Origin of the sequence: Microbacterium sp. (assembly GCF_031178445.1) — a bacterium.
Classification (GTDB): domain Bacteria; phylum Actinomycetota; class Actinomycetes; order Actinomycetales; family Microbacteriaceae; genus Microbacterium.
Genome location: NZ_JAPSIY010000012.1, coordinates 1 through 24,554, shown reverse-complemented (window position 1 = coordinate 24,554; position 24,554 = coordinate 1). Strand labels below are relative to the sequence as shown.

Below are 24,554 nucleotides of genomic sequence, written 5' to 3'. Positions count from 1 at the left end.
CTTTCGCTTGTCGCGGGTCGTCCGCCGGCGAGCGGCTGCCGGCGATGATCGGCCGCGGGGTCAGCGTCCGCGGCCGCGGACCGCCTTGATGCCCATCTGCACCGCGATGACGACGAGATACGCCGCGAAGAGGATGTTGCCCAGCAGCGGATCCATGAGCGTGGCGAGCCAGGCGCCGAGCGCGGTCATGGTGCACGCAGACAGGCCGATGACGCCCGCCGCGAGCAGGTCGACGTTGCGGTGTCGCAGATTGCCGATGGTGCCCGATACCGCGGTGGGGATCATCATGAGCAGCGAGGTGCCCTTGGCGACCAGGTCGCTGGTGCCGAACACGAGCATGAGCACGGGTACGACGATCACACCGCCGCCGACGCCGATGAGCCCGGCGATGACGCCGGTGACGACGCCCACCGCGACGAGTCCCGCGCCGCTCAGCCAGCTCAGCTCGAGGTCGGCCGCACGCGAAGGGATCACCAGGAACAGGCTGACGATCACGACCAGCAGGAAGGCCACGAATCCCCAGCGCAACGCCGTCTGCGAGATGCGCGGCAGCATCCGTGAGCCGATCTGGGCGCCGACGACGGCGCCGGCGGCGAGGATGAGGGCGGCGATCCAGGCGACTGATCCCGACATCGCGTAGGAGATCACGCCGACGCTCGCCGTCGGCACGATCGCGGCCAGCGAGGTGCCGGCGGCACGACGCTGGTCGAAGCGCAGCATCAGTACGAGAAGCGGCACGATGACCGTTCCGCCGCCGACGCCGAACAATCCGGACAGAAGTCCTGCGATCAAGCCGATGAAGACGTAGGCGAGATACGCGCGGGGCTCCCGGGTGATGGCCTGATCCGCGTGCACCGATCAAGCCTATCCCGGGAGCCCTCTGCCCGTTCCCGCTCTGACCTCCTGGTCCGCCTTGATGGGAACCGCGATCGTCTCGGTGAGCTGCTGCTCGTAGCGACGCTGACGCCGCCGCAGCCACAGGCCCCCGAGCACCAGCAGGGCCAGCGCGGCGTACGCCGAGGCCGCGAAAGGCTGCAGCACGAGCGTCGACAGGTCGCCCTGGCTGAGCTGCAGTGCCTTACGCAGGTACTCCTCCCCCATCGGGCCGAGGATCATGCCGACGACGAGCGGCGCGACCGGGTATCCATAGCGGCGCATGAAGTATCCGAGCACGCCGATGATCGACAGGATCAGGATGTCGACGACGGCGAAGTTCAGCGCGTAGGCGCCGAAGGCCGCGAAGGTGAGGATGCCTGCGTACAGGTACGGTCGCGGGATCTGCAGCAGCTTCACCCACATGCCGACCAGGGGGAGGTTGAGCACGATCAGGATGACGTTGCCGAGATAGAGACTCGCAACCAGTGCCCACACCAGCGCGGGCTGGTTCTGGAACAGCTGCGGTCCGGGCTGCAGGCCGTAGGCCTGGAACGCGACGAGGATGATCGCGGCGGTCGCGGTGGTCGGCAGGCCGAGGGTCAGCAGCGGAACCAGCACGCCGGCCGCCGCGGCGTTGTTGGCGGACTCGGGCCCGGCCACGCCCTCGATCGCGCCGCGGCCGAACTCGCTCTTGTGCCTGGACAGCTTGCGCTCGGTCGCGTACGACAGGAACGTCGCCACGTCGGCACCGCCGGCCGGGATCGTCCCGATCGGGAAGCCGATCGCGGTGCCGCGCAGCCACGGCTTCCAGGAGCGCCTCCAGTCGCTCCTCGTCATCCAACTGCGCCAGCCCCGGGTGACGGGGATCACGTCGATCGCTCCGTGCCGCAGTCGCGCGGCGATGTAGAGCGTCTCACCGACCGCGAACAATCCGACCGCGACGAGCACGATGTCGATGCCGTCCGACAGTGGCAGCAGGCCGAGCGTGTAGCGCTGCTGCGCCGTCAGAGTGTCTGTGCCCACCAGCCCGAGGAACAGCCCGACGCCGAGCGACGTCATGCCCCTCGGCACCGAGCTGCCGATGAGCGCCCCCACGGTCACGAAGGCGATGACGATGAGCGCGACATAGTCGGCGGGGCCCAGGTTGACGGCGAACTGTGCCAGCACTGGTGCGAGCAGGGTGAGGCCGACGGTGGCGATCGTGCCGGCCACGAACGATCCGATCGCAGCAGTCGCCAGAGCCGCGGCGCCACGGCCGAGCCTGGCCATCCTGTTGCCCTCGATGGCTGTGACGATGGATGCGGACTCGCCGGGCGTGTTGAGCAGGATGCTCGTGGTCGATCCGCCGTACATGCCCCCGTAGTAGATGCCGGCGAACGTGATCAGCGCGGCGGTGGGGTCGAGAGTGTAGGTCAGTGGCAGCAGAAGGGCGACGGTCATCGCCGGCCCGATGCCGGGAAGAACGCCGACCGCGGTGCCGATGAGCACGCCGAAGAACGCGAACACGAGGTACTGCGGCTGCAGCGCCGTGGCGAAGCCCTCCAGGAGCAGGGTCCAACTGTCCATCAGAGCATCCCTCCCAGCCATTCGAGCGCCGGCCCCCAGGGCAGGGACAGGCCCATCAACCCGCCGAAGACGACCTGCACGGCCATGCCGAGCACGAGCCCGACGACGAAGCCCGGCCACCACCGCTTGGCGCCGAGCGACCAGGCGACGACGCCGAAGAGCACTGCTGCGGACGGTGCCCAGCCGACGATGTCGATGAGCAGCAGGTGGGCGACCAGCGCACCGACGATCTTCGCGAGCGTCAGCCAGTCGGTCCTGGCTTCGGGGTCGATGTCCTCGCTCTCCTCCACCTCCGCACGCTTGCCGCGCAGAACGGCGAGCAATACCGAGAGGGCGGATCCGAGCAGGACGATCGACACGAAGATCGGGAAGACGGTCGGTCCGACCTTCACGCCGACGGGGACATGGATTGTGAAGACACCAGCCAGCGCGAAGACGCCGAGGGCGAGCATGAGCAGGGCGAAGACGAGTTCACCGATGGGAACCCGCCGGGCGGACCGAGTCGCCTCGGCCCGCCCGGTCGCCCCGGTGTTCGGGGCGTTCATGTCAGATCAGCCCGATGTTCTCGAGTGTGCCTGTGACGTCGGCGATGCTCTCCTCGAGGAAGCCGTCGAAGTCGTCGCCGGTGAGGAACGCATCCGCCCAGCCCTTCGTCTCGAGCTCCTCCTCCCAGGCACCGGACTCGTGCATCTCGGTGACGATGCGTTCCAGCTCGGCCCGCTCCGCGTCGGAGATGCCCCCGGGGGCGATCACGCCGCGCCAGTTGGTCAGCACGACGTCGTAGCCGGCGTCGGTGATCGTGGGCACCTCGGGAAGCGCCTCCACGGGCTCGTCGCTCGAGACCGCCAGAGCACGCATCGAGCCGTCCTCGATGTACTGCAGGAACTCACCGACCCCTGAGATGCCGGCGGCGACCTTGTTGCCCACGAGCAGCGAGACGGCCTCTCCGCCGCCCGAGTTCGGCGTGTAGTTGAGCTTCTCGGGGATCTCGGCGCCTTCGAGTCCAGCGGCCTCGAGCAGCAGGCCCGCGAGGATGTGATCCGCGCCGCCCGCCGATCCGCCGGTGACCGTCACCTCCTGCCCCTTGTCGACGACGTCCTCGACGAGCTCCTCGAGGGTGTCGTACTTCGAGTCCTTCGGGACCACGACGACCAGAGGCTCGTCGGTGAGACGGGCGATGGGCGTGGTGTCCTCCAGACGGGCCTGCGAGGCGTTGGTCTCCACGGCGCCGACCATGACGAGGCCCATGACCATGAGGGTTGCCGGGTCCTTCTCGTTCGCCAGCTGCGCGAGGCCGACGGTGCCGCCTGCTCCGCCCACGTTGGAGACCGGGGCCGAGCCCACGATCCCGTCGGCCGTGAGCACCTGCGACATGGCGCGGCCGGTCTGGTCCCAGCCGCCGCCGGGGTCGGCGGGTACGACGAGCTTGACGTCCGTGAAGCTCGTCTCCTCGCCGGAACCGGCTGAGCCGCCGCCTCCGGTCTGCGACGAGCATCCGGTGACGGCGAGGGCTGCGATCGCCGCGATCGCAACCAGGGCACTGCGTGACTTCTTCATCGGCTCCTCCTTGAGCGGTGTCGGGATGCAGACGACCGTATGCGGCGGGAAGGCCGTGCCCGTGCTTCTGAAACCATTGGTCGGCGTTACGAAAGTATTGGTCGCGGATGCCGCCACCACCCGCTTCTCGCCACCCGTGAGTGCGGGGAGAATGGCTGTGTGCCCTCGAAGACGAAGCGCGCGTCACGGATGACGCAGGACGGCAGGATGACGCTGCGGGTGCAGCTCATCCTGCTCCAGGCGCTGATCGTCGCGGTGGTCACCCTGATCGCAGGCGTCACGGCCGGCGTCATCCAGGCTCGAACGATCCGCGACGCGTACGAGGACCGGATGCTCGCCGTCGCCCAGTCGGTCGCTTCCATGCCGGTCATCCGCGCCGCCTTCGACGATGACGATCCGTCGGCCACCATCCAGCCGCTGGCGGAGGCGATCCGTGAGGCCTCCGATCTGACGTACGTCGTGGTCGCCGACGCCGACGGCATCCGCTTCTCGCACCCGAACCCTGCCCGCATCGGGCAGAGGGTCTCGACGGATCCCACCATCCCGTTGTCCGGCCGCATCTGGATGGGCACGGAGACCGGCACCCTCGGCTCTTCCTGGCGGGTGAAGGTCCCCATCTTCGACGACGACTCCGAGGTGATCGGAACCGCTTCAGTCGGGATCCTCGAGTCGGAGGGCGCCGGGGAGTTCGCGGGCAACCTGTTCTGGATCATCGGCGCGATGCTCGTCGCCGTGGTGCTCGGGGTGTTCGGCTCCGCCTGGGTGACCGCCGTGATCCGCCGGCGCATCCACCTGCTGGAGCCGCATGAGATCACGGCTCTGGTGCGAAACCAGGAGACGACTCTGCACGGCCTCAGCGAGGGTGTCATCACCGTCGGGGCCGACGGGGTCATCACCCTCGTCAACGACGCGGCCGCACGTCTGCTGGGCTCGGATGCTGCCGGGCTCACCGGCGCGGCGGCATTCGAGGTGCTCGGCGAAGAGCTGCTGGCTGTGCTGCGCGACGGCGAGGACTCCGGCCGGCCGGTGATCGTCGGCAGCAACGTGCTGGTCGCCCGCAGCACGGGCGCGCGAGTCGACGGCGAGACCGTGGAGGCGACGCTGCTGCTGCGCGACCACACCGAGTTGCACGATGTGGTGCGCCGGGTCGACGCGGCCGACGCGATCATCGCCTTCCGGCAGCGTGCCGGTCTGCCGAAGGGGCTCAGTGCGGAGACCCTCGAGCGGGTCGCAAGCGCTCTCGCGATGCATCCCGACGCATCCGCGGCCGAGCTCGGAGCCGAGATGTCGATCTCACGGGTCAGCGCGAGGCGCTACCTCGAGCATCTGGCGAGCACCGGCCGGGCGCTGCGATCGCTGGACTATGGCACCAAGGGCCGTCCTGGCACCCGGTACCGCGCCAACGAGCCGGTCTCCACGTCGCAGTGACGCCATCGGGGCGCACCTGCCTCGTGGCTGCCAGGGCTCGGGCGCACGCCGGACGGTGCCGGGTACGACGAAGCCCGCCACCCCAGCGGGGCGGCGGGCTTCGTCTGAAGGAGCGTGCTTACTTCTTCTCGACAGCGTCCTCGGCGGCTGCCTCAGCGGCAGCGCCCTCGGCCTGCGACTCGGCGCCGGCGTCAGCAGCCTCGTCGGCCGGAGCCTCGACGGTCTCCTCGGCGGGAGCCTCTTCGGCCTTCTCGGCCTTGGCGGGCTTCTCAGCCTTCTCGGCCTTCGGCGCGTCGGCCTTGGCGGCAGGCTTCGCGGCCTTCTTCTTCGGGGTGACGGGCTCGAGGACGAGCTCGATCACGGCCATGGGGGCGTTGTCGCCCTTGCGGTTGCCGACCTTGGTGATGCGGGTGTAGCCGCCCTCACGCTCGGCGACCAGCGGAGCGATCTCGTTGAAGAGCACGTGCGCTGCGTCCTTGTTGGAGCGCAGCACGGTCAGTGCGCGACGACGAGCGTGCAGGTCCCCGCGCTTGGCGAGGGTGATCAGGCGCTCAGCGAGCGGACGCAGGCGCTTGGCCTTGGTCTCGGTCGTCTTGATCGACTTGTGGGTGAAGAGCGCGGCCGCGAGGTTCGCGAGAAGAAGGCGCTCGTGGGCGGGGCCGCCTCCGAGGCGGGGACCCTTGGTGGGCTTGGGCATAATCGTCTAGCTCCTGGTCAGAAAGAGGTCGGGTTTCAGAAGGACTCGTCTTCGCCTGCGCTGTAGAAGTGGGCGCCGTCGAAACCGGGCACCGAATCCTTCAGCGACAGACCGAGCGAGACGAGCTTGTCGCGCACCTCGTCGACCGACTTCTGTCCGAAATTGCGGATGTTCATCAGCTGCGTCTCGGAGAGGGCGACCAGCTCCGCGACGGTGTTGATGCCCTCACGCTTGAGGCAGTTGTACGAGCGCACCGACAGATCGAGGTCCTCGATCGGCATGGAGAGCTCGCTGGAGAGCACGGCCTCGACGGGTGCGGGACCGATCTCGATGCCCTCCGCCTCGACGTTCAGCTCGCGTGCGAGGCCGAACAGCTCGGTGAGGGTCTTCGCAGCCGATGCGACGGCGTCGCGGGGGCTGATTGCCGACTTCGTCTCGACGTCGAGGACGAGCTTGTCGAAGTCGGTGCGCTCGCCCGCACGGGTGGCGTCGACGCGGTAGCTGACCTTCAGCACCGGCGAGTAGATCGAGTCGACCGGGATCTGACCGGCCTCGGCGTACTCGTTGCGGTTCTGCGAAGCCGACACGTAGCCGCGGCCGCGCTCGATGGTGAGCTCGAGCTCGAAGCGCGCAGTGTCGTTGAGCGTCGCGATGACCAGGTCGGGGTTGTGCACCTCGACACCCGCCGGAGCGGAGATGTCGGCGGCGGTGACCTCGCCTGCACCCGTCTTGCGCAGGTAGGCGGTGATGGGCTCGTCACGCTCGCTGGAGACGACCAGCTGCTTGATGTTGAGGATGATCTCGGTGACGTCCTCCTTCACACCGGGGATCGTGCTGAACTCATGCAGCACGCCGTCGATGCGAATGGTGGTGACCGCGGCGCCGGGGATCGACGACAGCAGGCTGCGGCGCAGCGCGTTGCCGATCGTGTATCCGAAGCCGGGCTCGAGCGGCTCGATGACGAACCGGCTGCGGTTCTCGGAGATCTTTTCCTCGGTGAGAGTGGGACGCTGTGCGATGAGCACTATGTGTTCCTTTCGATCACATGCCCGCTATATGACATGTGTTGGGTGAGGTCTTGAGTTGTGGAAATCTGCGGGCGGCAAGGCGCGCCGGGTCCCTCAGCGGGTCCCGAGCGCGCCTCGCCGCACGAAATCAGACGCGGCGACGCTTCGGCGGACGGCAGCCGTTGTGAGCCTGCGGCGTCACGTCCTGGATCGAGCCGACCTCGAGGCCGGCGGCCTGAAGCGAGCGGATCGCGGTCTCGCGGCCCGAGCCCGGGCCCTTCACGAACACGTCGACCTTCTTGACGCCGTGCTCCGCGGCCTGGCGGGCAGCGGACTCCGCTGCCATGCCGGCGGCGTACGGCGTCGACTTGCGCGAGCCCTTGAAGCCCACGCCACCCGACGATGCCCAGCTGATGACAGCGCCGGACGGGTCGGTGATCGAGACGATGGTGTTGTTGAACGTCGACTTGATGTGGGCCTGGCCCAGCGCGATGTTCTTCTTGTCCTTGCGGCGCGGCTTGCGCGCGGCGGCCTTGGGTGCAGCCATGAAAGTGTTCTCCTATTCCCTGGCCGCTTAGCGGGCCTTCTTCTTGCCGGCGACGGTGCGCTTCGGGCCCTTGCGGGTACGCGCGTTCGTCTTGGTGCGCTGACCGCGGACCGGCAGGCCACGACGGTGACGGAGGCCCTCGTAGGAGCCGATCTCGACCTTGCGGCGGATGTCTGCGGCAACCTCGCGGCGCAGGTCACCCTCCACCTTGTAGTTGCCCTCGATGTGGTCGCGCAGTGCGATGAGCTGCTCGTCGCTGAGGTCCTTGACGCGGATCGACTCGTCGATCTCGGTCGCCTTGAGGATCTCGACGGAACGGGTGCGGCCGATGCCGTAGATGTACGTGAGGGCGATCACCACGCGCTTGTCGCGCGGGATGTCAACGCCGGCAAGACGTGCCATGCGGTTCTCCTGGAGTGTTGGTGGAGGTGTGGAGCAGCATCCGGTCTCGGGCCTCCGCCCCGAGGTGTCCCCCGCCTGAGCGGGTTCCGATGCTGCCTGTCATTCGATATTGAGTTGTGCAGATGCCGGATCGGATGCTGCGAAGGCTGCCGATCCGGCCCCGGGCTCAGCCCTGGCGCTGCTTGTGGCGCGGGTTGCTCTTGCAGATCACCATGACGCGACCGTGACGACGGATCACGCGGCAGTGGTCGCAGATGGGCTTGACGCTGGGGTTGACCTTCATGATTTTCCTGTTCGCTGTCTTCACCGGGCAGACGCGGACGTCTGGGGTGTTACTTCTCGACCGATCAGCGGTAGCGGTAGACGATGCGTCCGCGTGTCAGGTCGTAGGGGCTCAGCTCCACGACCACGCGGTCCTCGGGGATGATGCGGATGTAGTTCTGCCGCATCTTTCCGGAGATCGTCGCCAGGACCTTGTGTCCGTTGGTGAGCTCAACGCGGAACATCGCGTTGGGCAGCGCCTCGGACACGACGCCCTCGATCTCGATGACACCGTCTTTCTTAGCCATAGCCTCGCTGACGCTTCTGCAGACCGGTCGATCTGCGGTGGATGGGTGATGGTGGTGCCGGGCTTGTTCGGACACGCCGAGAAAAGGCGCAAGGCACCAAAGATCTATGTTAGACCGTCCGGGCGCTCCCGGCAACTCGGGTCAGCTGATGACGTCGAGCATCTCCTGGAGCTCGCCCTTCTGCAGGTCGAGGCGCTTGCCGTTGACCTCGACGGTCGGCGTGCCGGCGATCTCGTGCTGCTTCGCCTGCGCGACGCCCCACTTGCTGTACGTGCCGTCTGCGATGCAGGAAGCCGCGCCGTCGGCGCCGACCTCCTTGGCATAGTCGGCCAGCTGATCGTCGGTCAGACCCGAGGTGTTCTCGGCGGGCTGGTTCGTGAACAGGGACTCCATGTACTTGAGTGTCTTGTCGGGCGCGTCCTCCGCGACGCAGAAGACGGCCCCCGCAGACCGGGAGGAGTACTCGGTGCCCTGCGAGAAGCGGTCGAGGATCGAGATCGGGTGGTACTCGAGGGTGATCTTGCCGTCCTCAGCCGCCTGCTGCAGCGCCTCACCGTACTGCTGCTCGAAGTCGTTGCAGATCGGGCACATGAAGTCGACGTAGACCGCGACGGTGTCATCGCCGTCGCCGAAGCTGATCGCGCCGGTCTCGGAGTTGATGATGTCTCCCTTGGGAGCGGGGCCCGCGTCGTTGGCCTGGTTGTTCAGGTAGACGACGACCGCGCCGAGGGCGACGAGCACCACGACGACGGCGATCGAGATGCCGATCGCGAACCAGTTGTTCTTGCGCTGTGCTGCCGCAGCCATGGAGTATCCGTTCTGTACAGAAAGCAATCGCCCTATTCTGACGTGCTTTCGCTATGCCTGTCATGTGAGCCGCTGCGCAGCATCCGCCGCCCCCCTCTCGCGAGAATTGCCTCGCCGCGCGGAACTGGCGTTGCCAACATCCTCCTCAGTGCGCAAGGCAATTCTCGATCACCGCAGGCGGCGCAGTTCTCGTGGGCTGCGGTGAAGCGACGCCAGGAACGCGGCGTGTGGATGCTCCACCCGCCGCACGCCCGCCTGAAGGAGCGCTCCGCACAGCGGATCGATCTTCCATGCGTCGCTCGCCGTCCAGCGGGCCATCGGATTTCCGTTGCGTCGCAGCCGATCTTCCCGGATCTTCTCGCGGCGCAGGTGCTGCTCGGCGGCTTCCGGATCCGACAGGTCGTACTTTCCCCACCCGTCTGACTCCCCCACCACGCCGCACGACGCGAAGAAGAAGTCCGTCCTGTCGACGACACTCTCGTAGCGGAACTCGCGCTGGAGTTCCGGAGTCTCGAACCCCGACCAGAGGATGACCGCCCGGCTCACGCTCTCTCCCGGTGACTCCGAGCGTCCGTCGGCGTGCTCCCACACCCACTCACGCATGCGTACGCCACGCCGATTCTGCTGATGTGAGCCGCGGGAGCGCAGTTCGTCGATGGTGAAGGCGCCGCCTTGCGCCGGGGAGATCGCGGCATCCGCCGCCGCCAGTGCCTTCGCCGGAGGCAGGACCCGCGCGAGATCCGACACGGTGTCAGGGATCGACGTGGCCCAGATCCCACTGACCCTCTCGATCACCCGTGGATCCGCACTGGTGTGAAAGCAGACGTCGCCGTTGCGGGTCGTGCTCTTGCCGTCGGGTTCGAAGACGTGGATGTCCTTGGTCTCGCCGAACAAGGGGATGCCATGGACCACCGCCGCTGATTCCAGGCAGAGGATCGCCGTGGGGTTCGTCAGCACGAACGCATGCACGCGGACCGTGTAGCGCAGCCACGGCTCGAGCTTCGCGAACTCGCTCCGCGCCACATACACACCTTTGCGCAGCCGCATCCACTCGGCCGCTCGCGGGTGGATGCCCAGCATCCTGAGTTCGTCGAAGCGGTACAGCGGCAACGGCGACGACACGCGTGCGCGATCGGAAAGGAGAAGCGGCATCCGCCCAGCTTGCGTGCTCCCGCAGCCGTTCTGCGGCTCTCCACAGCCCCACCACGCATCCTTCGCTTGTGGAGGGTGAGTCCGCGCTCCACTTCACGCCTCGAGAATTGCTTTGCGCGTCGAAAATTGCCCTGGCAGCAGCCGTCTCACCCGGCAACGCAATTCTCGCGGTTAGGGGTGGGGGCGTGCGGCGCTACGCGATCGGAACCGGGGTCACGCCGAACGGGGCGAGGCCTGCAGCGCCGCCGTCGGGGGCGGTGAGCACCCAGATGCCGCCGGCGTGACGGGCGACGCTGTGCTCCCAGTGCGAGCCGTCCGTGCCGTCGGTGGTCGACACGGTCCAGTCGTCGTCCTCCACGAAGGTCGACTCGCCCCCGGCGGTGACCATCGGCTCGATGGCCAGCACCAGGCCGGGTCGCACCTCGGCGCCCGCATCGGGTGTGCGGTAGTTGAACACGCTCGGCGCCTCGTGCATCTTGCGTCCGATGCCGTGCCCGACGTACTCGCGCAGGATGCCGTAGGTCTCCCCCGACACCTCCGAGACGCCCTGCGCCTCGATGTACTCCTGAATCGCCTCACCGATCTCGCCGATGTGCGATGCGGTCGCCATCGCGGCGATGCCCGCCCACATCGACCCCTGAGTGACACGCGAGAGCTCTTCGCGCCGCGCGACCAGATCCGGCCGCGCTGCATCCGGTACCACGATGGTGATCGCGCTGTCGCCGTTCCATCCCTGGAACTGCGCGCCGCAGTCGATCGACACGATGTCGCCGGCCTGCAGCACCAGGTCGCCGGGGATGCCGTGCACCACCTGCTCGTTCACCGAGATGCAGGTGGTGTGGTGGTAGCCCCGCACGAGCTTGAAGTTCGGCTCCGCGCCGCGATCGAGCATCACGCGCTCGGCCGCTGCATCCAGCTCCGCCGTCGTGATGCCGGGGCGCACCAGAGCACGAACAGCATCCAGCGCCGCCGCGGTGATCAGCCCCGGCTCCACCATCGCGCGCAGCTGCGCTGGTGTCTTGTAGATCGACTTGCGGAACACGACTGGCTCAGACGAGCTGCTGGCCCACGCCGCGCGCGCTCAGCGCGGCCGAGATGCGCTCGGTGATCTCGTCGAGCGACCCGACGCCGTCGATCCGATCGACGATGCCACGCTCCTGGTAGACCTCGATGATCGGCGCTGTCTCGTGCTCGTAGATGTCGAGCCGGTGCGCGATCGCCTCGTCGGTGTCGTCGGAGCGCCCCTGCTCGATGGCGCGCAGCCTCAGGCGCTCAAGGCTCTCCTCGCGCGGCACATCCAGCAGGATGACCGCGTCGAGCGACTCGCCGCGCTCCTCGAGGAACGCATCGAGGTGCGACACCTGAGCCGTGTTGCGGGGGTAGCCGTCGAGCAGGAAGCCATTGGCCGCGTCCTCCTGCGAAAGTCGGTCGCGCACGATCTCGCCGGTCAGCTCGTCGGGAACCAGGTCGCCCGCATCGAGGATGGCGGTGACCTTCTTGCCGAGCTCGGTGCCCTGCTTGATGTTCGCGCGGAACATGTCGCCGGTGGAGACAACGGGGATGCCGAAGGCCTCTGCGACGCGGACGCCCTGAGTGCCCTTGCCCGAGCCCTGCGGGCCGACGATCAGCAGACGTGCGGATGCGGTCATCGGAGGAGCCCTTCGTAGTGGCGCTGCTGCAGCTGCGCGTCGATCTGCTTGACGGTCTCGAGGCCGACGCCGACGATGATCAGGATCGAGGCGCCGCCGAACGGGAAGTTCTGGTTGGCCTGCACGGTCGCCAGCGCGACCAGCGGGATCAGCGCGACGATGCCGAGATACAGCGAACCGGGGAACGTGATGCGGGTGATGACGTAGTCGAGGTACTCGGCCGTGGGGCGGCCCGCACGGATGCCGGGAATGAACCCGCCGTACTTCTTCATGTTGTCGGCGACCTCGACGGGGTTGAAGGTGATCGCGACGTAGAAGTACGTGAATCCGATGATCAGCAGGAAGTACACCGCCATGTACAGCGGGTGATCGCCGGTGGTGAAGTAGGTCGAGACCCAGACCACCCATGCCGGCGGCTCAGTCACGCCGTCGGTGGGCGTGTTGAACTGCGCGACCAGCATCGGGATGTATAGCAGCGACGAGGCGAAGATGATCGGGATCACGCCCGCCATGTTCACCTTGATCGGGATGTAGGTGTTCGTGCCGCCGTAGGTGCGCCTGCCTACCATGCGCTTGGCGTACTGCACCGGCACGCGTCGCTGGGACTGCTCGACGAACACGACGAGGCCCATCACGATGATGCCGATGATGAGCACCATCAGGAACGTCTCGAAGCCACGTGCCTCCCAGATGCCCCACATCGCTGCGGGGAAGGTGGCTGCGATCGAGGTGAAGATCAGCAGGGACATGCCGTTGCCGATGCCTCGCTCGGTGACCATCTCGGCGAACCACATGATCAGTCCGGTGCCTGCGGTCATCGCGATGATGATGAGCAGCTGCGCCCACCACACGTCGTTCGTCAGCAGGTTCTGGCACGCGGCGACGTCGGTGGTGCCGAAGAGCTGGCCGGTACGCGCCACGGTGACCAGCGTGGTCGACTGCAGCAGCGCGAGAGCGATCGTCAGGTAGCGGGTGTACTGCGTGAGCTTCGCCTGCCCGGCCTGGCCCTCCTTGTGAAGGGTCTCGAAGTGCGGGATGACCACGCGCAGCAGCTGGGTGATGATCGTCGCGGTGATGTAGGGCATGACCCCGAGCGCGAAGATCGACAGCTGCAGCAGGGCGCCACCGGAGAAGAGGTTGACGAGCCCCAGGAGGCCCTCGGTGCCGGCGTTCGCCGCGAGGCACTGCTCGACGTTCGGGAAATGCACGAACGGAGCGGGGACATTCGACCCCAGGCGATAGAGGGCGATGATTCCGATGGTGAAAAGGATCTTCTGCCGCAGGTCTGGCGTGCGGAAGATTCGCGCGATGGCGCTAAACAAGGGCGTTCCTCCTGAAAGGGAATCCGGCCGTCGACGGACGGCCGAAAGTCCAGGGTAACGCACAGGAGGGGCCGGAGAATCTCCGACCCCTCCTGGCGCATGTCACCTGCGGATCACTTGACGGATCCGCCGGCTGCCACGATCTTCTGCTCGGCGCTGCCAGAGACCTTGTCGACCGAGACCGTGAGCTTGACCGAGATGTCGCCGTCGCCGAGGACCTTGACCTTCTCGTTCTTGCGCACGGCACCCTTGGCGACCAGGTCGCTGACGGTGACGTCGCCGCCCTTCGGGTAGAGCTCGGCCAGCTTCGCGAGGTTCACGACCTGGTACTCGACGCGGAACGGGTTCTTGAACCCGCGCAGCTTCGGGGTGCGCATGTGCAGCGGCATCTGCCCACCCTCGAAGCCGACGCGCACCGTGTTGCGGGCCTTGGTGCCCTTGGTGCCGCGACCGGCGGTCTTGCCCTTCGAGCCCTCACCGCGACCGACACGGGTCTTCGCGGTGTTGGCGCCGGGGACGGGACGCAGGTGGTGCACCTTCAGCACGGAGGGACGGGATGCCGGAGCATCCGCTTCCTTCTTCGCCGGCGCCTTCTTCGCCGCAGCCTTGGCCGGGGCCGCCTTGGCGGCTGCCGGCTTCTTGGCGGCGGTCTTCTTCTCGGCCTTCTCGGCCTCGACGGCTTCGTTCTTCTCAGCCATTAGTCGATCTCCTCAACCTTCACGAGGTGAGCGACGGTGCGGACGTAGCCGCGCGTCTGAGCGTCGTCGGGCCGGACGACCGAGTCGCCGATCCGCTTGAGGCCGAGCGAACGCAGCGTGTCGCGCTGGTTCTGCTTCTCACTCACCTTGGACTTGATCTGCGTGACCTTGAGGCGCTCAGCCATCAGGCACCTACCTTCTGCGCGGCGGCGGCAGCGGCCTTCGCCTCGTTGCGGATGATGATCTCCGGCACGACGGCGTCGTAGTCCAGGCCACGACGAGCGGCGACGGCGCGCGGCTCCTCGAGCGACTGGAGTGCCTCGACGGTCGCGTGCACGATGTTGATCGTGTTCGACGAGCCGAGCGACTTCGACAGGACGTCGTGGATGCCGGCGCACTCGAGCACGGCGCGGACCGGACCACCGGCGATGACACCGGTACCGGCAGCGGCCGGACGCAGCAGCACGACACCGGCAGCGGCCTCGCCCTGCACCGGGTGCGGGATCGTCGAGGCGACGCGGGGCACGCGGAAGAAGTTGCGCTTGGCCTCCTCGACACCCTTCGAGATCGCGAGCGGGACCTCGCGCGCCTTTCCGTAGCCGACACCGACCAGACCGTTGCCGTCGCCGACGACCACGAGAGCGGTGAAGCTGAAGCGACGACCACCCTTCACGACCTTCGAGACGCGGTTGATGGTGACGACGCGCTCCAGGAACTGGTTGTCGCCGCGGTCACGCGAGTTGCGGTCGCGACCCTGGCCGCGATCGCGGCCGCCGCGGCGGCCGTCGCGCTGCTCGCGCTGCGGCTCAGCCTGAGCCTCGGCCGGAGCGGTTTCGGTCACTTCGTTCTCCTTGTTGTCACTCACAGTGCCAGCCCCCCTTCACGGGCGCCCTCGGCGATGGCCGCGACACGACCGGCGTAGCGGTTGCCGCCGCGGTCGAACACTGCCTCGGAAAAACCGGCGGCCTTCGCGCGCTCGGCGACGAGCTCGCCAACCTTGCGTGCCTTGGCGGTCTTGTCACCGTCGAAGGAGCGCAGGTCGGTCTCGAGCGTGGATGCGGATGCCACAGTGCGGCCCTTGCTGTCGTCCACGAGCTGCACGAACACGTGGCGTGCGGAACGGGTGACGACCAGGCGCGGACGCAGCTCGGTGCCCTGGATCTTCTTGCGAAGACGGGCGTGGCGACGCGCGCGGGCGGCGGACTTCGACTTCACAGCCATGGTTACTTACCAGCCTTTCCGGCCTTGCGACGCACGACCTCGCCGGCGTAGCGCACACCCTTGCCCTTGTACGGCTCGGGCTTGCGGATCTTGCGGATGTTGGCGGCGACCTCACCGACGGCCTGCTTGTCGATGCCGCTCACGGTGAGCTTGTTCGTGCCCTCGACCGTGAACGTGATGCCGGCCGGCGGGTCGACGAGCACGGGGTGCGAGAAGCCGAGCGCGAACTCGACCGAGCCGCCCTTCTGCTGCACGCGGTAACCGGTGCCGACGACCTCAAGGCCCTTGGAGTAGCCCTGGGTGACGCCGATGATGTTGTTGTTGATGAGCGTGCGGGTCAGGCCGTGAAGCGACCGCGACTCGCGCTCGTCGTCGGGACGAGTGACGAGAACCTGGTTCTCCTCGACCGCGACCTCGATGGGGCTGGCCACCTGAAGGGTGAGCTCACCCTTGGGGCCCTTCACCGCAACCTCACGGCCGTCGACCGAAACGGTCACGCCCGCGGGGATGTCGATGGGAAGTCGTCCGATACGCGACATGTCAGATCACCACACGTAGGCGAGAACTTCTCCGCCCACGCCCTTCTGCTCAGCCTGACGGTCGGTGAGAAGACCGGAGGAGGTGGACAGGATGGCAACGCCGAGGCCACCGAGGACCCGGGGCAGCTCGGTCGACTTCGCGTACACGCGCAGACCGGGCTTCGACACGCGCTTGATGCCGGCGATGGAGCGCTCACGGTTGGGACCGTACTTGAGCGACAGCGTGAGGTTCTTGCCGACGCGGGCGTCGGAGACCTCGAAGCCGGCGATGTAGCCCTCCTGCTGGAGGATCTCGGCGATGTGCGTCTTGAGCTTGCTCGACGGCATCGTCACGGAGTCGTGGTGCGCCGAGTTCGCGTTGCGCAGACGGGTCAGCATGTCTGCGACCGGGTCTGTCATTGTCATTGTTGTCTTCTTTCGATCATGAGGTTCCGGCTGCCGTTACACGACAGACGGCCTGCGATGAACACGCAATCTTCAATTGTACGGCACGCTCGGAGGGATGCCGGACGCCGAAGCATCCGGCATCCCTCCTGCGAGCCGGTCCGATCCCGAGGGATCAGGCCGCGGCGTCGGTCGACTTGAACGGGAAGCCGAGGTGGCGCAGCAGCGCACGGCCCTCGTCGTCCGTCTTGGCGGTCGTCACCACGGTGATGTCGAAGCCGCGGACGCGGTCGATCTTGTCCTGGTCGATCTCGTGGAACACGCTCTGCTCCTGGAGACCGAAGGTGTAGTTGCCGTTGCCGTCGAACTGCTCGCCCGACAGGCCGCGGAAGTCGCGGATGCGGGGCAGAGCGAGGTTGACCAGGCGGTCCACGAACTCCCACGCACGGTCGCCGCGGAGGGTGACGTGCGCGCCGATGGCCTGGCCCTCGCGCAGCTTGAACTGCGCGATCGACTTGCGAGCCTTGGTGACGATCGGCTTCTGGCCGGTGATCTTGATGAGGTCGTCGACCGCACCATCGATCACCTTGCTGTCGCGAGCCGCCTCGCCGACACCCGTGTTGACGACGACCTTCACGAGACCGGGGATCTGCATGACGTTCGCGTAGCCGAACTCCTCCTGCAGAGCCTTCTTGATCTCGTTGTTGTACTTCGCCTTGAGGCGGGGCTGGGTCTTGCCAGCGCCCGCAGCGTCAGTCGCTGCCATCAGAGGTCCTTACCTGACTTCTTCGCGTAGCGCACGCGAACCGTGCGCTTCACGCCGTCCTTGACCTGCTCCTCGACACGGTGGCCGACACGAGTCGGCTTCTTGGTCTCGGGGTCGACGACGGCGACGTTGGAGATGTGGATCGGGGCCTCGACGGTCTCGATGCCACCGGTCTTGGTGCCGCGCTGGGTCTGGCCGACACGGGTGTGCTTGGTGACGTAGTTCACGCCCTCCACCACGACGCGGTTCTGCTCGACGAGGACCTCGAGGACCTTGCCCTGCTTGCCGCGATCGCCGCCCTTGTCCTGCTTGCGGCCGCTGATGACCTGAACCAGGTCACCCTTCTTGATGTTCGCCATGATCAAATGACCTCCGGGGCGAGCGAGACGATCTTCATGAACTTCTTGTCGCGAAGCTCACGGCCGACCGGCCCGAAGATGCGGGTGCCGCGGGGCTCCCCGTCGTTCTTCAGGATCACGGCGGCGTTCTCGTCGAACTTGATGTACGAGCCGTCGGGACGGCGCGTGGACTTGACAGTGCGGACGATGACGGCCTTGACCACATCGCCCTTCTTGACGTTGCCGCCCGGGATCGCGTCCTTGACCGTTGCGACGATGGTGTCGCCCAGACCTGCGTAGCGGCGGCGCGAGCCACCGAGGACACGGATCGTGAGCAGTTCCTTCGCGCCGGAGTTGTCGGCGACCTTGAGGCGGGACTCCTGCTGAATCACTTGGCCTTCTCCAGAATCTCAACCAGGCGCCAGCGCTTCGTGGCGCTCAGCGGCCGGGTCTCGTTGATGAGGACCAGGTCGCCGATGCCGGCGGTGTTGTTCTCGTCGTGCGCCTTCACCTTGGAGGTGCGGCGGATGACCTTGCCGTAGAGCGGGTGCTTCACGCGGTCCTCGACCTCGACGACGATGGTCTTGTCCATCTTGTCGCTGACGACGTAGCCACGGCGGGCCTTGCGGTAACCGCGAGCGTTCACATCGCGTACGTCGTGCTCGGCGGACTCGTGGCCGGCCTTGGAGGCCGCCCCTGCACTGAGCTCCGTCGAAGTGTTCTTGTCAGCCATTACTCGGCCTCCTCTTTCGGCGTCTCGGCCTCATCGGCCTTCTTCGCCTTCGCCTTGGACGCCTTCTTCGCCGGGACCTCGACCGGAGCGGGCGTCGCACGGATGCCCAGCTCGCGCTCACGGATCACGGTGTACAGGCGCGCGATGTCGCGCTTGACGGCGCGGATGCGGCCGTGGCTCTCCAGCTGGCCGGTGGCCGACTGGAAGCGGAGGTTGAACAGCTCCTCCTTGGCCTTGCGCAGCTCCTCGACGAGGCGCTGGTCTTCGAACGTGTCGAGCTCGGCGGGTGCGAGCTCCTTGGTGCCGATCGCCATTACGCGTCGCCCTCCTCGCGCTTGATGATGCGTGCCTTGAGCGGCAGCTTGTGAATGGCCCGGGTGAGCGCCTCGCGTGCGAGCTGCTCGTTCACGCCCGCGACCTCGAAGAGGACACGGCCCGGCTTGACGTTGGCGACCCACCACTCCGGCGAGCCCTTACCCGAACCCATGCGGGTCTCGGCGGGCTTCTTCGTGAGCGGACGGTCGGGGTAGATGTTGATCCACACCTTTCCACCACGCTTGATGTGACGGGTCATCGCGATACGAGCGGACTCGATCTGACGGTTGGTCACGTAAGCGGGGGTCAGAGCCTGGATGCCGAACTCGCCGAAGGAAACCTTCGTGCCGCCGGTCGCCTGGCCCGAACGCTTCGGGTGGTGCTGCTTGCGGTACTTGACCTTGCGAGGGATGAGCATTATGCCGTCGCTCCTTCTGCGACAGGCGCCTCGTTGCGCGGGCCACGGCGGCGGTCGCCACCACGGTCGCGCGACGACTTCTGGTTCGCCTGCTCGCGTGCGAGTTCCTTGTTGGTGAGGTCGCCCTTGTAGATCCAGACCTTCACGCCGATGCGGCCGAAGGTGGTCTTGGCCTCGTAGAAGCCGTAGTCGATGTTCGCGCGCAGCGTGTGCAGCGGCACACGACCCTCGCGGTAGAACTCCGAGCGGCTCATCTCCGCGCCGCCGAGGCGGCCGGAGACCTGGATGCGGATGCCCTTGGCGCCGGCGCGCTGCGCGCCCTGCAGACCCTTGCGCATCGCACGACGGAACGCCACGCGAGCAGAGAGCTGCTCGGCGATGCCCTGTGCGACGAGCTGAGCGTCGGCCTCGGGGTTCTTGACCTCGAGGATGTTCAGCTGGATCTGCTTGCCGGTGAGCTTCTCGAGGTCACCGCGGATGCGCTCGGCCTCGGCGCCGCGGCGGCCGATGACGATACCGGGACGCGCGGTGTGGATGTCCACACGCACGCGGTCACGGGTGCGCTCGATCTCGATGCCCGAGACACCGGCACGGTCGAGCTGCGTCTGCAACAGGCGACGGATCTTGATGTCCTCGGCGACGTAGTCGGCGTAACGCTGGCCCGGCTTGGTCGAGTCCGAGAACCAACGCGACACGTGGTCCGTGGTGATGCCGAGGCGGAAGCCGTACGGGTTGACTTTCTGGCCCATTACTTGCTCGCCTTCTTCGTCGTGGCCGTCTCGGCCGCGTCAGCGACCTCGGGCGTGGCCAGCACGACCGTGATGTGGCTCGTGCGCTTCTTGATCTGGAACGCGCGACCCTGAGCGCGGGGCTGGAAACGCTTCAGCGTGGTGCCCTCGTCGACGTACGCGTTCTTCACGTACAGGTCCTGCTCGTCCAGGTACTCGCCGTCGCGATCCGCCTTGACCTGTGCATTCGCCATGGCAGCGTTCACGAGCTTGTAGATCGGCTCGCTGGCGCCCTGCGGGGCGAACTTCAGAATGGCCAGTGCCTCCTGCGCCTGCTTGCCCTTGATGAGGGCGACGACACGACGAGCCTTCTGAGGGGTCACGCGGATGTGCTTGACGCGTGCGATGGATTCCACCATTGTTCTCCTCCTCTGCTTCTCTCCAGAGCGTCGCCGCGTCAGCGGCGACGACCCTTCTTGTCGTCCTTCTCGTGGCCGCGGAAGGTGCGGGTGGGCGCGAACTCGCCCAGCTTGTGACCGACCATGGTCTCGGTCACGAACACGGGGATGTGCTTGCGACCGTCGTGCACGGCGATGGTGTGACCCAGCATGGCCGGGATGATCATCGAACGGCGCGACCAGGTCTTGATGACGTTCTTCGTGCCTGCTTCGTTCTGCACGACCACCTTGCGAAGCAGGTGCTCGTCGACGAAGGGGCCCTTCTTAAGACTGCGTGGCATCTTCCTCTACTCCTACTTGCGCTTCTTGCCGGCGTTACGGCGACGCACGATGTACTTGTCGCTTTCCTTGTTGGCGTGGCGGGTACGACCCTCAGCCTGGCCCCACGGGGAGACGGGGTGACGACCACCGGAGGTCTTGCCCTCACCACCACCGTGCGGGTGGTCGACCGGGTTCATGGCGACACCGCGGACGGTCGGGCGGACGCCCTTCCAGCGCTTGCGGCCGGCCTTGCCCCAGTTGATGTTCGACTGCTCGGCGTTGCCGACCTCGCCGATCGTCGCACGGCAGCGCGCGTCGACGTTGCGGATCTCGCCCGAGGGCAGACGCAGCTGAGCGTAGGGGCCGTCCTTCGCGACCAGACGCACCGAGGCGCCGGCCGAACGTGCCATCTTCGCTCCGCCACCGGGGCGCAGCTCGATCGCGTGGATGACGGTACCGGTGGGGATGTTCTTCAGCGGCAGGTTGTTGCCCGGCTTGATGTCAGCGCCGGCACCCGACTCGACCACGTCGCCCTGCTTCAGCTTGTTCGGCGCGAGGATGTAGCGCTTCTCGCCGTCGAAGTAGTGCAGCAGCGCGATGCGTGCGGTGCGGTTGGGGTCGTACTCGATGTGAGCGACCTTGGCGTTGATGCCGTCCTTGTCATTGCGACGGAAGTCGATGACGCGGTACTGACGCTTGTGTCCACCACCGATGTGACGGGTGGTGATGCGACCCTGGTTGTTGCGACCACCGGTCTTCGACAGCGGGCGCAGCAGCGACTTCTCAGGCGTCGATCGGGTGATCTCGGCGAAGTCGGCCACCGACGAACCGCGGCGACCCGGGGTCGTGGGCTTGTACTTGCGAATAGCCATTATCTGTCCTTATCCCCCGGTCAGCCGACTGCCGTGAAGATGTCGATGGAGCCCGACTTCAACGCGACGATGGCGCGCTTGGTGTCCTTGCGCTTACCGGTGCCGAAACGGGTGCGGCGGGCCTTGCCGACGCGGTTGATCGTGTTGACCGAAGCGACCTTGACGCCGAAGATCTTCTCGATGGCGAGCTTGATCTCAGTCTTCGAGGCGCGCGGGTCGACGAGGAAGGTGTACTTACCCTCATCGATCAGCCCGTAGCTCTTCTCGGAGACGACCGGGCCCAGGATGATGTCGCGCGGGTCCTTGTTCAGGGCCGTCGCGAGGATGTTCTGCTCAGTCATGCCGAGACCTCCTCGGTTGCGCCGGTCTTCGAAGCGATGAACGCCTCGAGCGCGGCCTTGGTGAAGACGATGTCGTCGGAGACGACCACGTCGTAGGCGTTCAGCTGGTCGAAGCTGAGCACGTGCACGTTCGGCAGGTTGCGAACGCTCTTCACGGTCAGCTCGTCACGACGCTCGATGACGACCAGCACGTTCTTCGGACCGGCGACGGCGGCGAGCAGGCCCGCAGCGGTCTTGGTCGAAGGGGTGCTGTCGGCGACGAAGGCCTCGACGACGTGCAGGCGCTCACCGCGGAAGCGGTCGCTGAGCGCGCCCAGGAGGGCGGCGGCGATCATCTTCTTGGGGGTGCGCTGCGAGTAGTCGCGCGGCTTCGGGCCGTGGACGATGCCACCGCCGGTCATGTGCGGCGCGCGGATCGAACCCTGACGGGCGTTACCCGTGCCCTTCTGCTTGAAGGGCTTGCGGCCGGCACCGGAGACCTCACCGCGACGCTTGGTCGAGTGGGTGCCCTGACGTGCGGCGGCGAGCTGCGCGACGACGACCTGGTGGATCAGCGGGACGTTGGTCTTGACGTCGAAGATCGCGGCGGGCAGCTCGATGGAGCCGGCCTTCTTGCCGTCGACCGAGACGACGTCGAGCGCGAGAGTGGAGTCAGCCATGATCAGGCACCCTTCACTGCGTTGCGGACGAAGACGATGCGGCCACGAGCACCGGGGACGGCGCCCTTGACGAGCATGAGTCCCTTCTCGGCGTCGATGGAGTGCACCGTGAGGTTGAGGACGGTCACACGCTCGCCGCCCATACGGCCGGCCATGCGCATTCCCTTGAAGACGCGGCTCGGAGTCGACGAGGCGCCGATCGAACCGGGCTTGCGGTGGTTGCGGTGTGCACCGTGCGAAGCCGAGACGCCCTTGAAGTTGTGGCGCTTCATGACACCCGCGGTGCCCTTGCCCTTGCTGGTGCCGACGACGTCGATCAGCTGGCCGGCCTCGAAGGTGCCGTCGACCGTGAGCTCCTGGCCGAGCGCGTAGTCAGCGGCATCCGCGGTGCGGATCTCGGTGACGTGGCGACGCGGCGTGACGCCTGCTGCCTCGAAGTGAGCGGTCAGGGGCTTGGTGACCTTGCGGGGGTCGATCTGGCCGTAGGCGATCTGAACGGCGTTGTAGCCGTCCTTCTCGGGGGTGCGAACCTGGGTGACCACGTTCGGAGCCAGCTCGATGACGGTGACGGGGATGAGCTTCCCGTTCTCGTTCCACACCTGGGTCATGCCGAGCTTGGTGCCGAGCATGCCCTTGGAGATCTTTGCGTTGATGTCAGCCATGTCGAACCTCAGAGCTTGATCTCGATGTTGACGTCGGCCGGAAGGTCGAGACGCATCAGCGAGTCGACAGCCTTGGGCGTCGGGTCGACGATGTCGATCAGACGCTTGTGGGTGCGCATCTCGAAGTGCTCGCGGCTGTCCTTGTACTTGTGGGGCGAACGGATCACGGCGATCACGTTCTTCTCCGTCGGAAGCGGCACCGGGCCGACGACAGTCGCGCCCGCACGGGTCACGGTGTCGACGATCTTGCGCGCCGACGTGTCGATGACCTCGTGGTCATACGACTTCAGGCGAATGCGGATCTTCTGTCCCGCCATTGTCTGCTCTCTCTCTTCAAGCGTCTTACCGTCCTGGGCCGGGTGACCCTGGGGCATTGGACGCACGTCGGCGCTGTTCACGCCTCGGCACTCGAGCGGTTCTGGGAACCGATCTGCTGCACCACTGTTCTGCTGTCAGCCCGCACGCCGTAACATGCGGATGCCGACTCCTGCCGCGCAGGCACGACAGGACCCCCGTGAGGAGGTGTCGGATTGTGTGTTCTGCTGCCCGCGGCCTAGAACCCTGCGCGCCGCCCTGAGCGGCCCGCCGTCTATGCACTGTCGTGACAGTGATCCCGCGCATCACGAAGAGCGCAGGAATGTGGAACCTGTCTATTCTGCCATGCCGGATTCGGGTACCGCAAACCCGGGCGTGTCGCGCGTCGTTCCGCGGAAGTCAAGACGCGGGGCGGAGCATCCCCATGCCCCGCCCCGCGCCATGGGATGTCCGGTGGGAGGGGGCACACCGGACAGGACCGGCCGACGAGAAGGGATGCCGGCAGGCCCGTCCAGGAGCGCGACCGATGGTCGCGCGGGCATGGTGATGCACCGGCGGTTGCCCCGCGCGCTGAGCACGCTGTGTCCCCAAGATGAATCCCCATTCAAGAGGGCGCTCCCCAGCGCCCCTGCGTCGCTCAGAACCCCAGGCGACGCCCACAGTCTAGATGAGAAGGCTCCCGGGGTGAAGATGGATCTGGTTCTGGAATCCCGCGCTCCGCATCCCCGTCGCGGAGCCACGGCATGCAGAAGGGCGGTGCACCTCTCCGGTGCACCGCCCTTCGCGCGACGAGTCGCTTACTCGTTGCCGATCGACTTGTCGGCGTTGTCGCGGATCTCGTCGATCTTGTCCGCGGCGCCCGGCGCGATCTTCTTGGCGAAGTCGGCGACGCCGTCGAGCACCTTGTCGCTGATGTCCTCAGCCTGCTCGCTCTTGACGGCCTCCGCGATCTTGTCCTTGTTCTCCTCGTAGAGATCCTTGCCCTTGCCGACCACGTCGTCGATGCCCATGGGTTTCCTCCCCCTGTCGCTTCACGCAGTTCTCTGCGTCAGCTACATTTCTACGCGATCGGGTGCGCGAGCAACAGTGCACCCTCAACGACAGAGGGGCCGGACCCGCAGGTCCGACCCCTCTGTGTTGAGCAGTGCTTACTCGACGACCTTGGTCACCGTGCCGGCGCCGACGGTGCGGCCACCCTCACGGATCGCGAAGCCGAGGCCCTCCTCCATGGCGATCGGCTGGATCAGCTCGACCGACATGTCGGTGG

At 66.8% G+C, this 24,554-nt stretch carries 38 protein-coding genes; 1 reads left to right on the top strand and 37 read right to left on the bottom strand.

Annotated elements, in window-relative coordinates; translation table 11 throughout:
- Positions 1-60 precede the first annotated feature (60 nt).
- Genes RIN43_RS14835 through RIN43_RS14820 form a run of 4 tightly spaced genes read right to left on the bottom strand, consistent with a single transcriptional unit; the run spans position 61 to position 3,999 of the window.
- The gene (locus tag RIN43_RS14835; protein ID WP_309129695.1) at positions 61-855 is read right to left on the bottom strand and encodes a sulfite exporter TauE/SafE family protein; all 795 of its coding nucleotides are present in this window, start codon (positions 853-855) and stop codon (positions 61-63) included.
- Positions 856-864: 9 nt separating this feature from the next.
- Positions 865-2,442 carry a tripartite tricarboxylate transporter permease gene (locus RIN43_RS14830; protein WP_309129694.1) on the bottom strand — a complete coding sequence of 526 codons (1,578 nt, stop codon included), beginning with the start codon at positions 2,440-2,442 and terminating at the stop codon, positions 865-867.
- The gene (locus RIN43_RS14825; protein WP_309129693.1) at positions 2,442-2,987 is read right to left on the bottom strand and encodes a tripartite tricarboxylate transporter TctB family protein; all 546 of its coding nucleotides are present in this window, start codon (positions 2,985-2,987) and stop codon (positions 2,442-2,444) included. Before RIN43_RS14825 ends, RIN43_RS14830 begins: the two co-directional genes overlap by 1 nt.
- Before the next feature lies 1 nt (position 2,988).
- On the bottom strand, positions 2,989-3,999 hold the full coding sequence (locus RIN43_RS14820) for a tripartite tricarboxylate transporter substrate binding protein (protein ID WP_309129692.1): 1,011 nt from the start codon (positions 3,997-3,999) through the stop codon (positions 2,989-2,991).
- 159 nt (positions 4,000-4,158) lie between these two features.
- Between RIN43_RS14820 and RIN43_RS14815 the strand changes: the two genes are divergently transcribed.
- On the top strand, positions 4,159-5,427 hold the full coding sequence (locus tag RIN43_RS14815) for a PAS domain-containing protein (protein WP_309129691.1): 1,269 nt from the start codon (positions 4,159-4,161) through the stop codon (positions 5,425-5,427).
- Between the two features lie 118 nt (positions 5,428-5,545).
- On the opposite strand, the gene rplQ is transcribed toward RIN43_RS14815, so the two are convergent.
- From rplQ to RIN43_RS14650, 33 genes are all read right to left on the bottom strand, one after another.
- A complete protein-coding gene (gene rplQ, locus RIN43_RS14810; RefSeq protein ID WP_309129690.1) occupies positions 5,546-6,124 on the bottom strand; it encodes a 50S ribosomal protein L17 in 579 nt (192 codons plus the stop codon).
- A 35-nt stretch (positions 6,125-6,159) separates the two neighbouring features.
- On the bottom strand, positions 6,160-7,149 hold the full coding sequence (locus RIN43_RS14805; protein ID WP_309129689.1) for a DNA-directed RNA polymerase subunit alpha: 990 nt from the start codon (positions 7,147-7,149) through the stop codon (positions 6,160-6,162).
- Between the two features lie 130 nt (positions 7,150-7,279).
- Positions 7,280-7,678: a 30S ribosomal protein S11 gene (rpsK, locus tag RIN43_RS14800; RefSeq protein ID WP_309129688.1), complete on the bottom strand. Its 399-nt coding sequence runs from the start codon at positions 7,676-7,678 to the stop codon at positions 7,280-7,282.
- Between the two features lie 27 nt (positions 7,679-7,705).
- Positions 7,706-8,080, bottom strand: a complete 375-nt coding sequence (gene rpsM / locus RIN43_RS14795; protein WP_309129687.1) for a 30S ribosomal protein S13 — start codon at positions 8,078-8,080, stop codon at positions 7,706-7,708.
- 166 nt (positions 8,081-8,246) lie between these two features.
- The gene (rpmJ, locus tag RIN43_RS14790) at positions 8,247-8,363 is read right to left on the bottom strand and encodes a 50S ribosomal protein L36 (protein ID WP_071644008.1); all 117 of its coding nucleotides are present in this window, start codon (positions 8,361-8,363) and stop codon (positions 8,247-8,249) included.
- Positions 8,364-8,427: 64 nt separating this feature from the next.
- The gene (gene infA / locus RIN43_RS14785; protein ID WP_005050493.1) at positions 8,428-8,649 is read right to left on the bottom strand and encodes a translation initiation factor IF-1; all 222 of its coding nucleotides are present in this window, start codon (positions 8,647-8,649) and stop codon (positions 8,428-8,430) included.
- Positions 8,650-8,790: 141 nt separating this feature from the next.
- Complete coding sequence (locus RIN43_RS14780) at positions 8,791-9,456, bottom strand: thioredoxin domain-containing protein (RefSeq protein WP_309129686.1); 666 nt, start codon at positions 9,454-9,456, stop codon at positions 8,791-8,793.
- Positions 9,457-9,624: 168 nt separating this feature from the next.
- Positions 9,625-10,608 (bottom strand): hypothetical protein, encoded by a 984-nt coding sequence (locus RIN43_RS14775; RefSeq protein WP_309129685.1) that lies wholly within the window; start codon positions 10,606-10,608, stop codon positions 9,625-9,627.
- A gap of 193 nt (positions 10,609-10,801) precedes the next feature.
- On the bottom strand, positions 10,802-11,650 hold the full coding sequence (map, locus tag RIN43_RS14770) for a type I methionyl aminopeptidase (protein ID WP_309129684.1): 849 nt from the start codon (positions 11,648-11,650) through the stop codon (positions 10,802-10,804).
- A 7-nt stretch (positions 11,651-11,657) separates the two neighbouring features.
- The gene (locus RIN43_RS14765; protein ID WP_309129683.1) at positions 11,658-12,257 is read right to left on the bottom strand and encodes an adenylate kinase; all 600 of its coding nucleotides are present in this window, start codon (positions 12,255-12,257) and stop codon (positions 11,658-11,660) included.
- Entirely contained in the window at positions 12,254-13,579 is a 1,326-nt protein-coding gene (secY, locus tag RIN43_RS14760; protein WP_309129682.1) for a preprotein translocase subunit SecY, read from the bottom strand. The genes RIN43_RS14765 and secY overlap by 4 nt, the downstream gene beginning before the upstream one ends.
- 113 nt (positions 13,580-13,692) lie before the next feature.
- A complete protein-coding gene (gene rplO / locus RIN43_RS14755) occupies positions 13,693-14,277 on the bottom strand; it encodes a 50S ribosomal protein L15 (RefSeq protein WP_309129681.1) in 585 nt (194 codons plus the stop codon).
- Entirely contained in the window at positions 14,277-14,462 is a 186-nt protein-coding gene (gene rpmD, locus RIN43_RS14750) for a 50S ribosomal protein L30 (protein WP_193596799.1), read from the bottom strand. The genes rplO and rpmD overlap by 1 nt, the downstream gene beginning before the upstream one ends.
- Positions 14,462-15,142 (bottom strand): 30S ribosomal protein S5, encoded by a 681-nt coding sequence (gene rpsE, locus RIN43_RS14745; protein ID WP_309129680.1) that lies wholly within the window; start codon positions 15,140-15,142, stop codon positions 14,462-14,464. The genes rpmD and rpsE overlap by 1 nt, the downstream gene beginning before the upstream one ends.
- Positions 15,139-15,498 carry a 50S ribosomal protein L18 gene (gene rplR, locus RIN43_RS14740; protein WP_309129679.1) on the bottom strand — a complete coding sequence of 120 codons (360 nt, stop codon included), beginning with the start codon at positions 15,496-15,498 and terminating at the stop codon, positions 15,139-15,141. Before rplR ends, rpsE begins: the two co-directional genes overlap by 4 nt.
- Positions 15,499-15,500: 2 nt before the next feature.
- Complete coding sequence (gene rplF / locus RIN43_RS14735; protein ID WP_309129678.1) at positions 15,501-16,037, bottom strand: 50S ribosomal protein L6; 537 nt, start codon at positions 16,035-16,037, stop codon at positions 15,501-15,503.
- A gap of 6 nt (positions 16,038-16,043) precedes the next feature.
- Positions 16,044-16,442 carry a 30S ribosomal protein S8 gene (gene rpsH / locus RIN43_RS14730; protein WP_309129677.1) on the bottom strand — a complete coding sequence of 133 codons (399 nt, stop codon included), beginning with the start codon at positions 16,440-16,442 and terminating at the stop codon, positions 16,044-16,046.
- A gap of 154 nt (positions 16,443-16,596) precedes the next feature.
- On the bottom strand, positions 16,597-17,187 hold the full coding sequence (rplE, locus tag RIN43_RS14725) for a 50S ribosomal protein L5 (protein WP_309129676.1): 591 nt from the start codon (positions 17,185-17,187) through the stop codon (positions 16,597-16,599).
- Positions 17,187-17,546, bottom strand: a complete 360-nt coding sequence (rplX, locus tag RIN43_RS14720) for a 50S ribosomal protein L24 (protein ID WP_309129675.1) — start codon at positions 17,544-17,546, stop codon at positions 17,187-17,189. Before rplX ends, rplE begins: the two co-directional genes overlap by 1 nt.
- Before the next feature lie 2 nt (positions 17,547-17,548).
- Positions 17,549-17,917, bottom strand: a complete 369-nt coding sequence (gene rplN, locus RIN43_RS14715; RefSeq protein WP_309129674.1) for a 50S ribosomal protein L14 — start codon at positions 17,915-17,917, stop codon at positions 17,549-17,551.
- A complete protein-coding gene (gene rpsQ / locus RIN43_RS14710) occupies positions 17,914-18,258 on the bottom strand; it encodes a 30S ribosomal protein S17 (RefSeq protein ID WP_309129673.1) in 345 nt (114 codons plus the stop codon). Before rpsQ ends, rplN begins: the two co-directional genes overlap by 4 nt.
- A complete protein-coding gene (rpmC, locus tag RIN43_RS14705; RefSeq protein WP_309129672.1) occupies positions 18,258-18,572 on the bottom strand; it encodes a 50S ribosomal protein L29 in 315 nt (104 codons plus the stop codon). The genes rpsQ and rpmC overlap by 1 nt, the downstream gene beginning before the upstream one ends.
- Entirely contained in the window at positions 18,572-18,991 is a 420-nt protein-coding gene (gene rplP / locus RIN43_RS14700; protein WP_099194600.1) for a 50S ribosomal protein L16, read from the bottom strand. Before rplP ends, rpmC begins: the two co-directional genes overlap by 1 nt.
- Positions 18,991-19,740, bottom strand: coding sequence for a 30S ribosomal protein S3 (gene rpsC / locus RIN43_RS14695; RefSeq protein ID WP_309129671.1), 750 nt, complete (start codon positions 19,738-19,740; stop codon positions 18,991-18,993). Before rpsC ends, rplP begins: the two co-directional genes overlap by 1 nt.
- Complete coding sequence (gene rplV, locus RIN43_RS14690; RefSeq protein WP_309129670.1) at positions 19,740-20,138, bottom strand: 50S ribosomal protein L22; 399 nt, start codon at positions 20,136-20,138, stop codon at positions 19,740-19,742. Before rplV ends, rpsC begins: the two co-directional genes overlap by 1 nt.
- 38 nt (positions 20,139-20,176) lie before the next feature.
- Positions 20,177-20,458, bottom strand: a complete 282-nt coding sequence (gene rpsS, locus RIN43_RS14685; protein ID WP_120229702.1) for a 30S ribosomal protein S19 — start codon at positions 20,456-20,458, stop codon at positions 20,177-20,179.
- A 12-nt stretch (positions 20,459-20,470) separates the two neighbouring features.
- Positions 20,471-21,310, bottom strand: coding sequence for a 50S ribosomal protein L2 (gene rplB, locus RIN43_RS14680; RefSeq protein WP_071640282.1), 840 nt, complete (start codon positions 21,308-21,310; stop codon positions 20,471-20,473).
- Between the two features lie 20 nt (positions 21,311-21,330).
- Positions 21,331-21,651 carry a 50S ribosomal protein L23 gene (rplW, locus tag RIN43_RS14675; RefSeq protein WP_285637097.1) on the bottom strand — a complete coding sequence of 107 codons (321 nt, stop codon included), beginning with the start codon at positions 21,649-21,651 and terminating at the stop codon, positions 21,331-21,333.
- Positions 21,648-22,310, bottom strand: a complete 663-nt coding sequence (gene rplD, locus RIN43_RS14670; protein ID WP_309129669.1) for a 50S ribosomal protein L4 — start codon at positions 22,308-22,310, stop codon at positions 21,648-21,650. The genes rplW and rplD overlap by 4 nt, the downstream gene beginning before the upstream one ends.
- Positions 22,311-22,312: 2 nt before the next feature.
- Positions 22,313-22,972: a 50S ribosomal protein L3 gene (gene rplC / locus RIN43_RS14665; protein ID WP_309129668.1), complete on the bottom strand. Its 660-nt coding sequence runs from the start codon at positions 22,970-22,972 to the stop codon at positions 22,313-22,315.
- Between the two features lie 8 nt (positions 22,973-22,980).
- The gene (rpsJ, locus tag RIN43_RS14660; protein ID WP_193596815.1) at positions 22,981-23,289 is read right to left on the bottom strand and encodes a 30S ribosomal protein S10; all 309 of its coding nucleotides are present in this window, start codon (positions 23,287-23,289) and stop codon (positions 22,981-22,983) included.
- Between the two features lie 795 nt (positions 23,290-24,084).
- Complete coding sequence (locus RIN43_RS14655) at positions 24,085-24,297, bottom strand: hypothetical protein (protein ID WP_309129667.1); 213 nt, start codon at positions 24,295-24,297, stop codon at positions 24,085-24,087.
- 138 nt (positions 24,298-24,435) lie between these two features.
- The coding region (locus RIN43_RS14650; RefSeq protein ID WP_309129729.1) for a hypothetical protein at positions 24,436-24,554 on the bottom strand (119 nt) is incomplete at its 5' end.

What these genes read in the sequence shown, in the direction of transcription:
- RIN43_RS14830 (WP_309129694.1), bottom strand. Translation starts at nt 2,442, where the DNA reads ATGGACAGTTGGACCCTGCTCCTGGAGGGCTTCGCCACGGCGCTGCAG.
- RIN43_RS14825 (WP_309129693.1), bottom strand. Translation starts at nt 2,987, where the DNA reads ATGAACGCCCCGAACACCGGGGCGACCGGGCGGGCCGAGGCGACTCGG.
- RIN43_RS14820 (WP_309129692.1), bottom strand. Translation starts at nt 3,999, where the DNA reads ATGAAGAAGTCACGCAGTGCCCTGGTTGCGATCGCGGCGATCGCAGCC.
- rplQ (WP_309129690.1), bottom strand. Translation starts at nt 6,124, where the DNA reads ATGCCCAAGCCCACCAAGGGTCCCCGCCTCGGAGGCGGCCCCGCCCAC.
- rpsK (WP_309129688.1), bottom strand. Translation starts at nt 7,678, where the DNA reads ATGGCTGCACCCAAGGCCGCCGCGCGCAAGCCGCGCCGCAAGGACAAG.
- rpsM (WP_309129687.1), bottom strand. Translation starts at nt 8,080, where the DNA reads ATGGCACGTCTTGCCGGCGTTGACATCCCGCGCGACAAGCGCGTGGTG.
- rpmJ (WP_071644008.1), bottom strand. Translation starts at nt 8,363, where the DNA reads ATGAAGGTCAACCCCAGCGTCAAGCCCATCTGCGACCACTGCCGCGTG.
- infA (WP_005050493.1), bottom strand. Translation starts at nt 8,649, where the DNA reads ATGGCTAAGAAAGACGGTGTCATCGAGATCGAGGGCGTCGTGTCCGAG.
- RIN43_RS14780 (WP_309129686.1), bottom strand. Translation starts at nt 9,456, where the DNA reads ATGGCTGCGGCAGCACAGCGCAAGAACAACTGGTTCGCGATCGGCATC.
- RIN43_RS14775 (WP_309129685.1), bottom strand. Translation starts at nt 10,608, where the DNA reads ATGCCGCTTCTCCTTTCCGATCGCGCACGCGTGTCGTCGCCGTTGCCG.
- RIN43_RS14765 (WP_309129683.1), bottom strand. Translation starts at nt 12,257, where the DNA reads ATGACCGCATCCGCACGTCTGCTGATCGTCGGCCCGCAGGGCTCGGGC.
- rplO (WP_309129681.1), bottom strand. Translation starts at nt 14,277, where the DNA reads ATGGCTGAGAAGAACGAAGCCGTCGAGGCCGAGAAGGCCGAGAAGAAG.
- rpmD (WP_193596799.1), bottom strand. Translation starts at nt 14,462, where the DNA reads ATGGCTGAGCGCCTCAAGGTCACGCAGATCAAGTCCAAGGTGAGTGAG.
- rplR (WP_309129679.1), bottom strand. Translation starts at nt 15,498, where the DNA reads ATGGCTGTGAAGTCGAAGTCCGCCGCCCGCGCGCGTCGCCACGCCCGT.
- rplF (WP_309129678.1), bottom strand. Translation starts at nt 16,037, where the DNA reads ATGTCGCGTATCGGACGACTTCCCATCGACATCCCCGCGGGCGTGACC.
- rpsH (WP_309129677.1), bottom strand. Translation starts at nt 16,442, where the DNA reads ATGACAATGACAGACCCGGTCGCAGACATGCTGACCCGTCTGCGCAAC.
- rplE (WP_309129676.1), bottom strand. Translation starts at nt 17,187, where the DNA reads ATGGCAGCGACTGACGCTGCGGGCGCTGGCAAGACCCAGCCCCGCCTC.
- rplX (WP_309129675.1), bottom strand. Translation starts at nt 17,546, where the DNA reads ATGGCGAACATCAAGAAGGGTGACCTGGTTCAGGTCATCAGCGGCCGC.
- rpsQ (WP_309129673.1), bottom strand. Translation starts at nt 18,258, where the DNA reads ATGGCTGACAAGAACACTTCGACGGAGCTCAGTGCAGGGGCGGCCTCC.
- rpmC (WP_309129672.1), bottom strand. Translation starts at nt 18,572, where the DNA reads ATGGCGATCGGCACCAAGGAGCTCGCACCCGCCGAGCTCGACACGTTC.
- rplP (WP_099194600.1), bottom strand. Translation starts at nt 18,991, where the DNA reads ATGCTCATCCCTCGCAAGGTCAAGTACCGCAAGCAGCACCACCCGAAG.
- rpsC (WP_309129671.1), bottom strand. Translation starts at nt 19,740, where the DNA reads ATGGGCCAGAAAGTCAACCCGTACGGCTTCCGCCTCGGCATCACCACG.
- rplV (WP_309129670.1), bottom strand. Translation starts at nt 20,138, where the DNA reads ATGGTGGAATCCATCGCACGCGTCAAGCACATCCGCGTGACCCCTCAG.
- rpsS (WP_120229702.1), bottom strand. Translation starts at nt 20,458, where the DNA reads ATGCCACGCAGTCTTAAGAAGGGCCCCTTCGTCGACGAGCACCTGCTT.
- rplB (WP_071640282.1), bottom strand. Translation starts at nt 21,310, where the DNA reads ATGGCTATTCGCAAGTACAAGCCCACGACCCCGGGTCGCCGCGGTTCG.
- rplW (WP_285637097.1), bottom strand. Translation starts at nt 21,651, where the DNA reads ATGACTGAGCAGAACATCCTCGCGACGGCCCTGAACAAGGACCCGCGC.
- rplD (WP_309129669.1), bottom strand. Translation starts at nt 22,310, where the DNA reads ATGGCTGACTCCACTCTCGCGCTCGACGTCGTCTCGGTCGACGGCAAG.
- rplC (WP_309129668.1), bottom strand. Translation starts at nt 22,972, where the DNA reads ATGGCTGACATCAACGCAAAGATCTCCAAGGGCATGCTCGGCACCAAG.
- rpsJ (WP_193596815.1), bottom strand. Translation starts at nt 23,289, where the DNA reads ATGGCGGGACAGAAGATCCGCATTCGCCTGAAGTCGTATGACCACGAG.
- RIN43_RS14655 (WP_309129667.1), bottom strand. Translation starts at nt 24,297, where the DNA reads ATGGGCATCGACGACGTGGTCGGCAAGGGCAAGGATCTCTACGAGGAG.